This window comes from Nonomuraea aridisoli (assembly GCF_003236395.1).
Classification (GTDB): domain Bacteria; phylum Actinomycetota; class Actinomycetes; order Streptosporangiales; family Streptosporangiaceae; genus Nonomuraea; species Nonomuraea aridisoli.
Map to the genome: position 1 here is coordinate 1 of NZ_POUD01000366.1, position 7,668 is coordinate 7,668.

General features: G+C 68.8%; 7 protein-coding genes and 1 tRNA gene. 7 read left to right on the plus strand and 1 reads right to left on the minus strand.

Annotated elements, in window-relative coordinates:
* Positions 1 to 161, plus strand: a 161-nt coding sequence (locus C1J01_RS44010; protein ID WP_146615952.1) for a CBS domain-containing protein, incomplete at its 5' end; no start/stop codon positions are given.
* Positions 162 to 599: 438 nt separating this feature from the next.
* On the opposite strand, the gene C1J01_RS44015 is transcribed toward C1J01_RS44010, so the two are convergent.
* Positions 600 to 682 (minus strand) — tRNA-Leu (locus C1J01_RS44015).
* A 199-nt stretch (positions 683 to 881) separates the two neighbouring features.
* Here C1J01_RS44015 and C1J01_RS44020 point away from each other — a divergent pair.
* From C1J01_RS44020 to C1J01_RS44045, 6 genes are all read left to right on the plus strand, one after another.
* The gene (locus tag C1J01_RS44020) at positions 882 to 1,622 is read left to right on the plus strand and encodes an FHA domain-containing protein (protein ID WP_091081864.1); all 741 of its coding nucleotides are present in this window, start codon (positions 882 to 884) and stop codon (positions 1,620 to 1,622) included.
* A 17-nt stretch (positions 1,623 to 1,639) separates the two neighbouring features.
* Positions 1,640 to 2,113 carry an FHA domain-containing protein FhaB/FipA gene (locus C1J01_RS44025; protein WP_111184963.1) on the plus strand — a complete coding sequence of 158 codons (474 nt, stop codon included), beginning with the start codon at positions 1,640 to 1,642 and terminating at the stop codon, positions 2,111 to 2,113.
* On the plus strand, positions 2,110 to 3,417 hold the full coding sequence (locus tag C1J01_RS53595; protein ID WP_111184964.1) for a Stp1/IreP family PP2C-type Ser/Thr phosphatase: 1,308 nt from the start codon (positions 2,110 to 2,112) through the stop codon (positions 3,415 to 3,417). Before C1J01_RS44025 ends, C1J01_RS53595 begins: the two co-directional genes overlap by 4 nt.
* Positions 3,418 to 4,815 (plus strand): FtsW/RodA/SpoVE family cell cycle protein, encoded by a 1,398-nt coding sequence (locus C1J01_RS44035; protein ID WP_111184965.1) that lies wholly within the window; start codon positions 3,418 to 3,420, stop codon positions 4,813 to 4,815.
* Positions 4,812 to 6,272 (plus strand): peptidoglycan D,D-transpeptidase FtsI family protein, encoded by a 1,461-nt coding sequence (locus C1J01_RS44040; RefSeq protein WP_111184966.1) that lies wholly within the window; start codon positions 4,812 to 4,814, stop codon positions 6,270 to 6,272. The genes C1J01_RS44035 and C1J01_RS44040 overlap by 4 nt, the downstream gene beginning before the upstream one ends.
* A gap of 21 nt (positions 6,273 to 6,293) precedes the next feature.
* The coding region (locus C1J01_RS44045; RefSeq protein WP_111184967.1) for a serine/threonine-protein kinase at positions 6,294 to 7,668 on the plus strand (1,375 nt) is incomplete at its 3' end.

A 7,668-nucleotide genomic window follows, 5' to 3' on the forward strand; every position in this document is an offset into this window, starting at 1 on the left:
TCCCCAGCCTCCCCTGCACCACGCAGGTCCCCGAGGCCGTGACGGCCCTCCAGGAGGCGAGATCTCACCTGGCCCTGGTGACCAACCAGGACGGCACGGTCATCGGCATGGTGAGTCTCACAGATCTGGTGGGCGAACTCCTCGACACGAGGGCCGCATAAGTGTGAGGCAAAACACAGGCCCGGAAGGCACGCAAGTCACCATAAAGCACCTTGCAACCATCCGGGCCTACTCTCCAAAGGCCCTACCGCAGCACAAGAACTCCCCGAAAGAAGGAGCCTCCCCTTGCGCTGGCCCCCACACTTCGCCACTGTGGGTCTGCAACAAGCTGGCACAACCCGTACGGCCCAAACCAGGGACGTACGGCGCCACCACCGGGCGTACGGCGAACACCGAAACCCGGTTGTGACGGGGGTCCGGGGCTCCACCGGGCGTACGGCGAACACCGAAACCCGGTTGTGACGGGGGTCCGGGGGCTCCGCCCCCGGGAGCGCAGCGTCCCCCTGGGGGTCCGGGGGTTATCCCCCGGGAGATACGACGAGGGGACCCGAGGGAGCAAACCTGAAAGGTTTGCGACCAAGGATCCCCTAGTCACCGAGTGGGCGAGGAGGGATTTGAACCCTCACGTCCTTTCGGACACACGGACCTGAACCGTGCGCGTCTGCCGTTCCGCCACCCGCCCTTGTGGGTGCGGAAAGAACACTAGCACGGAACAGCCAGTGGTACTGAACCCGGATACGATCGCATAAGACACGGGAGCGGAGGAGCTGGGCGCGACCGCCGACGAGCGCCAGGGAGACCGTCACGTGGAACGAGCGGAAACCGGGCGCCGAAAGCGTCTGGGGGCCGCGATCATATGCACGGAGGAAGGGAGGTACCCGGTGGGAGTCCTTCAGCGCTTCGAGCGAAGGCTCGAAGGCTTGGTTGAGGGAGCCTTTGCGCGGGCGTTCAAATCTGACCTTCAGCCGGTCGAGGTCGCCAGCGCGGTTCAGCGGGAGATGGATGAGCGTGCGGCGATCGTGGCTCAGGGCCGCACGCTCGTGCCCAACGACTTCGTGGTGGAGTTGTCCACGACCGACAGCGAGAGGCTCGAGGTCTACGCCGACAGCATCAGCCACGAGCTGGCCAACCTCGCCAGGGAGTACGCCAAGGAACAGGGCTACTCCTTCGTGGGACCGGTCCGGGTGCGCTTCGAGACGGCCGGCGACCTGGCTGTGGGATTGTTCCGCATCCGGTCGGGGGTCATCCGCGGCGCGACGGTCGAGCAGGACGAGATCCGCCAGCCGGCGAGCGACCTGCCCCCGTCGAGGCCCAACGCGTTCAACGGGCGGCCACGGCTGCTCGTCTCCACTCAGGACGATCCGCAGGGCGACCGCTCCTACGAGCTCACCACTCCGGTGACGTTGCTCGGCAGGGGCACCGACTGCGATCTTCGTCTCGTCGATCCGGGAGTCTCGCGGCACCATGCGGAGCTGCGCGTCGAGGGCCAGACCGTGGCTCTGGTCGATCTCGGATCCACGAACGGCACTTTCGTCAATGGCCAGCCGGTACGCAGGATCGAGCTCCAGAACGGCACGCGAGTGACTCTGGGACGCACGACTCTGGTGTTCCGGCGCGATTAGGGGTAGACAGACGGTCCATGTCCGAGCTCACGCTGCTGCTGATCCGGCTCGCTTTCCTGGCGGTGCTGTGGTTCTTCGTCATTGCCGCAGTCGGCGTGATCCGGACTGACTTGTTCGGCTCACGCACGGCTCCCGCGGCGGGCGCCCGCAACGCGGGGAAACCCGCCAAACCCGTGGCCAAGCCCAAGAGCAAGAAGGGCGAGCCACGCCAGCTCATCGTTACCGGTGGCCCTCTGCAGGGCACCACCATTAACCTCACGGAGCAGCCCATCACCATAGGCCGGGCCAACGACGCCACGCTGGTAGTCACGGACGACTACGCTTCCAGCCGGCATGCCCGGCTCTTTCCCCAGGACGGTCAGTGGATCGTGGAAGATCTCGGTTCGACCAACGGCACGTATCTCGACCGCTCGAAAGTCACCCGCCCGACCCCGGTGCCGCTCGGTGTTCCGATCCGCGTCGGCAAGACAGTCATTGAATTGCGCAAATGACCATCGCACTCCGCTACGCCGCCCGCTCGGACGTCGGCCTCCTCCGCGAAGGAAACGAGGACTCGGCGTACGCTAGCGGGCGCCTGCTCGCCGTCGCCGACGGCATGGGCGGGCACGCACACGGCGAGGTGGCGAGCTCTGTCGCCATCGCCGCCATGGCCTCTCTGGAAGAGGCCCAACAGGGGAGTGACCTGCTCAACGCCATCGAGGCAGCCGTACGCGACGCCAACCGCCGGCTGCACGAAATGGTGGGGCGGGATCCCAGCCTCAAAGGCATGGGCACGACTCTCACGGCCATGCTCTGGAACGGCACCCAGGTCGCCCTGGTGCACGTCGGCGACTCGCGCGCCTACCTGCTCAGGCGTGGGGAGCTCTACCAGATCACCCACGACCACACGCTGGTGCAGCAGCTCGTCGACGACGGGCGCATCACGCCGGAAGAGGCGGCCACGCATCCGCAGCGCTCGATCCTGCTGCGCGCCCTCGACGGCAGTGGTGAGGTCGATCCCGACCTGACGCTGCGCGAGGCGCAGGTGGGCGACCGTTACCTGCTGTGCTCCGACGGGTTGTCGGGCGTGGTGAGCGCGGAGACGCTGCACGCCACGCTCACCAACATCGACGACCCGGAAGAGGTGGTCCGCCAGCTCATCGACCTGGCGAACCGCGGTGGCGGTCCCGACAACATCACCTGCGTGCTGGCCGACGTCCTGGAGATCAGCGACGAGCAACCGATGCCCGCGGAGGCCGCCGTCGTCGGCGCCGCGGGCATGACCCGGCTGAGCGGAAACCCACAGGAGACCCAGCCGGGGCGACCCGGCGCGGTGACCGCACCCCAGCCGGTGCTCACCGACGACGATGACCTCGACGAGCCGGTCGCCAAGACGTCCCGGCGGCCGGTCAAGCGTCGTCGTCTGTGGCCCGTCCTGGTCACCGTGCTCGGCATCGGCATCGTCGGCGTGGGCGCCGGCGGTTACTTTGGATACCAGTGGACGCAGGACCAGTTCTTCGTCGGTGCTAGGGGCGACGAGGTGGTCGTGTTCCAGGGGATCAAGAAGGAGGTGGGGCCGTTCCAGCTCTTCGAGGTCTCCAGGCCCACGGGCAGGCAGCTCTCCCAGCTGTCGGAGGCGGACCAGGCGCTGATCAGGAGCGGCATCCCCGTCACCACCGTCGACGAAGGGCTGACAAGGATCAACAGCTTGAAGTTCCAGGATGAGCCCGACGAGGCAGAGACCGCCGCGGAGCCGGACGCGTCCCCGACGCCCACGGCGTCCGCTTCCGCCACGAAGACGAGACAGCAGCAGTAGATGAGCGAAGTCGGTGTCTCCCCCGTCCCGATGCCGGCCAAGCGGCGCGGGGCCCAGTTGCTCATGCTCGCGCTCGCGGTGGCCATCGTCATGGGCGCGTACGCCAACGTGGGTCTGGCGATCGACGGCCAGATCCCGTCGGGCATGCTCACGTACGGGCTGAGTCTGGGCGGGCTGATGCTGGCCGCCTACCTCGTGCTGGCGAAGTTCGCGCCGTGGGCGGATCCGCTGATCCTGCCGCTGGTGACGGTGGTCAACGGGCTCGGCCTGGTGATGATCTACCGGCTGTCGGAGTCCGACTCCGGGACCGGCAGGTTGTCCTCTCCCACCAACCAGTTGTTGTGGACGCTCGTCGGCATCGTGCTGTTCAGCCTCACGCTGATCTTCCTGCGCGATCACCGCGCCCTGCAGCGGCTGACCTACACCGCGGGCGCGGCGGGGTTGTTCCTGCTGGTCTCGCCGTTGATCCCGTTCATCGGCCGTGAGCTCAACGGCGCCCGCATCTGGGTGGGCGTCCCCGGTGTGCCGTCGGCCCAGATCCAGCCGGCGGAGTTCGCCAAGCTGGCGCTGGTCATCTTCTTCGCCGGCTATCTCGTGGCCAAGCGCGACGTGCTCGCGCTCGCCAGCCGCCGGCTGCTCTTCATCGACCTGCCCCGGGCCCGTGACCTCGGCCCGGTGCTCATCACCTGGGGCGTCAGCCTGGGCGTGCTGGTGATGCAGAAGGACCTGGGCTCCTCGCTGCTGCTGTTCGGCACGTTCATCGCGATGCTCTACATCGCGACCCAGCGCAGCTCGTGGGTCATCATCGGCGTCCTGCTCTTCGTGGGCGGCGCCGTCCTGGCCGGCATGGTCTTCGACCACGTCTACCAGCGCTTCGAGGTCTACCTCAACCCCGAGGACCCCGCGCTGTTCGACCGCGAGTTCGGCGGCAGCGCCCAGCTGATGCAGGGGCTGTTCGCCCTGGGCTCCGGCGGCATCCTCGGCACGGGGCTCGGCCAGGGGCACCCCGAGCTGATCCCGCTGGCGTTCTCCGACTTCATCTTCACCGCCATCGGCGAGGAGCTCGGGCTGACCGGGCTGATGGCGCTGCTGATGGTCTACGCGCTGATCGTCGAACGGGGTCTGCGCACCGCGCTCGCGGCCCGCGACCCGTTCTCCAAGCTGCTGGCGGGCGGCCTGTCGTTCATCCTCGCCTGGCAGGTCTTCATCATCGTCGGCGGCGTGACGAACCTCATCCCGCTGACCGGCCTGGTCACGCCGTTCATGTCGCAGGGCGGCTCGGCGTTGCTGGCTAACTGGATCCTTATCGCCCTCTTGGTACGCATGTCGGATGCGGCGAGGCGTCCCCCGCCCCAGGCGATCCAGAACGAAGGACTGACGCAGGTGTTCCAGCGATGAACCGCACTCTGAAGCGCATAGCCGTGGCCTGCCTGGCCATGTTCGCGCTGCTGATGGTCAACGTGAACATCAAGCAGGCGGTGCAGGCGGAGGGTCTGCGGACGGACGCGCGCAACACCCGTAACTTCTTCGAGCGTTACGCCATCGAGCGCGGCCGCATCACGGCGGGCGGCAAGGTGATCGCGCAGTCGGTCGAGACCGACAGCAAGAGCTTCAGGTTCGTCAGGCAGTACCCCGACGCCAGGCTCTACGCGCACGTCACCGGGTTCTTCTCGCCCGAGAGCGCGAGCGCGATCGAGGCGTCCGAGAACGACCTGCTCGACGGCTCCAGCGCCGACCTGCTGCTGCGGCGGAGCATCGACCTGTTCACCGGCGAGCCGACCAAGGGCGCCAACGTCGAGCTGACGATCGACCCGAGGGCGCAGAAGGCCGCCTACGACGCGCTTCGCGCGAGCGGCAAGCGGGGCGCGGTGCTGGCGCTCGACCCGAGGAGCGGCGCCATCCGCGCGATGGTCTCGCTGCCGACGTACGACCCGACCGAGCTGTCCGGGACCGACAAGGCCGAGGTCTTCGCGCGTTACGACGAGCTGGCGCAGGACAAGAGCCAGCCGCTGCTCAACCGGGCGATCGGCCAGACGTACCCGCCGGGGTCGACGTTCAAGGTGGTGACGACGGCGGCGTACCTGGAGGACGACTCCTCGCGCGGGCCGCAGACCAACGTGGACGCGCCGCAGAACCTGCCGCTGCCCAACACCACCATCAGCCTGCCCAACTACGGCGGCTCGGCCTGCGGCAGCGGCCGGGTGACGCTGATGTTCGCGCTGGAGCAGTCCTGCAACACGCCGTTCGGCAAGATCGGCATGGAGATCGGCTACGACGCGCTGAAGGAGCAGACCGAGAAGTTCGGCATGGGCACGCAGCTGGCCGTGCCGATGTCGGTGGCGCAGAGCGACTTCGGCACCGACTACGACGACGCCGCCCTGGCCATGGCCTCCATCGGCCAGCGCGACAACCGCATGACGCCGCTGCAGATGGCCATGATCGCCGCGGGCATCGCCAACGACGGCACGGTGATGAAGCCGTACCTCGTCAACAAGATCACCGACGCCCAGGGCGACACGATCGACGAGGCCGACCCCGAGGAGCTGTCGGAGGCGGTCAGCTCCGAGACGGCGGGCAAGCTGCGCGACATGATGGTGAGCGTCGTCGCCAACGGCACCGCCAACCTGGCGCAGATCTCAGGCGTCCAAGTAGCGGGTAAGACGGGCACGGCGGAGACCAGCAACGGACAACCTCCGCACGCCTGGTTCATTTCCTTCGCCCCGGCGAACGACCCGCAGGTGGCCGTCGCGGTCATCGTCGAGTCCGGTGCGGCCAAGGTCGGCGCTGAGGCGACCGGCGGTCACACCGCCGCGCCGATCGCCAAGGCCGTGATGGAGGCGGTGCTGAACAAGTGAGTGAAGGTAACCTGCTGGGTCATGCGGCTTCGTAACCGCTACCTGCTGATCTCCCGCATCGCCGCCGGCGGTATGGGAGAGGTGTGGCGCGCCCGCGACGAGCTGCTCGGGCGCGAGGTGGCGGTGAAGATCCTGCGCAGCCACATCCACGCCGACCCGACGTTCCTGGAGCGGTTCCGCAACGAGGCGCGCATCACCGCGGCGCTGGCCGACCCCGGCGTGGCGCAGATCTTCGACTACGGCGAGGAGAGAGACCTCGCCTTCCTCGTGATGGAGCTGGTGCACGGCGAGCCGCTGTCGGCCATCCTGGCGCGCAACGGCGCCCTGGGGGCCGAGGTGGCGCTCGACGTGGTGCACCAGACGGCCAAGGCGCTGCACGCCGCCCACTCGGCCGGCATCATCCACCGCGACATCAAGCCGGGCAACCTGCTGGTGACGCCCGACGGCGTCATCAAGGTGACCGACTTCGGCATCGCGCGGGCCCTGGAGGCCGCGCCGGTGACGCAGACCGGCACCGTCCTCGGCACGGCCCAGTACGTCAGCCCGGAGCAGGCCCAGGGTTTCGCGCTCACCCCCGCCACCGACCTCTACTCGCTGGGCGTGGTCGCGTACGAGTGTCTGTCGGGGCGGGCGCCGTTCCAGGGCGACAACCAGGTGGCGATCGCGCTGCAGCACCTCAACGAGCCGCCGCCGCCGCTCGGCGTCGACGTGCCGGGGCCGGTGCGCGACCTCGTGCTGGCGCTGCTGGCCAAGGAGCCGGAGCGGCGGCCGCCGACGGCGCTCGACGTGGCCGACCGGGCGTACGTGCTGCGGGAGTCGCTGGCCGAGCGGGGCGCCGACCTCAGCATGTTCACCGACCCCGGGGGCTTCCGGGTCCGCGAGCCCGACTCGGGTGGCTTCCGCGAGCCCGGCCCTGGGAGCTTCCCGGTCCGCGAGCCCGATCCTGCGGGCTTCCCGGTTCGCGAGTACGACCCGGCGGGCTTCCCGGTTCGCGAGCCGGTTCACGGCGGCGAGCCGCGGACCGACCACCTCGAACCGGCCACCCTGCACCAGCGGCCGGGCGGCCGGCGTCGTAAGGGCGCGAGGACCCTCGCGCTGGTGGCGACGGCGGGCTGCGCGGCGGCGGTGGGGCTGTCGGCCATCACCTTCGCCAACCCGCAGCCGCCGCCCAGACCGCCTGACGTGGCCGAGCCGTCGGAGTCGAAAGTGGTGCGGACGCCCGAGCAGGTGCGGCCGACGAAGACCAGGGCACGGACTCGGCGGCCCGCGGTGGTTCCGGTGAAGTCGCCGAAGCCTATACCCTCGCGTTCGGCTACGGTAAGCAAGTCGGCAACTCCCACCAAGAAGCCGACGGCGACCCCGGCGCCGCGCTGCAGGGCATCGGCCTGGTGGTGGC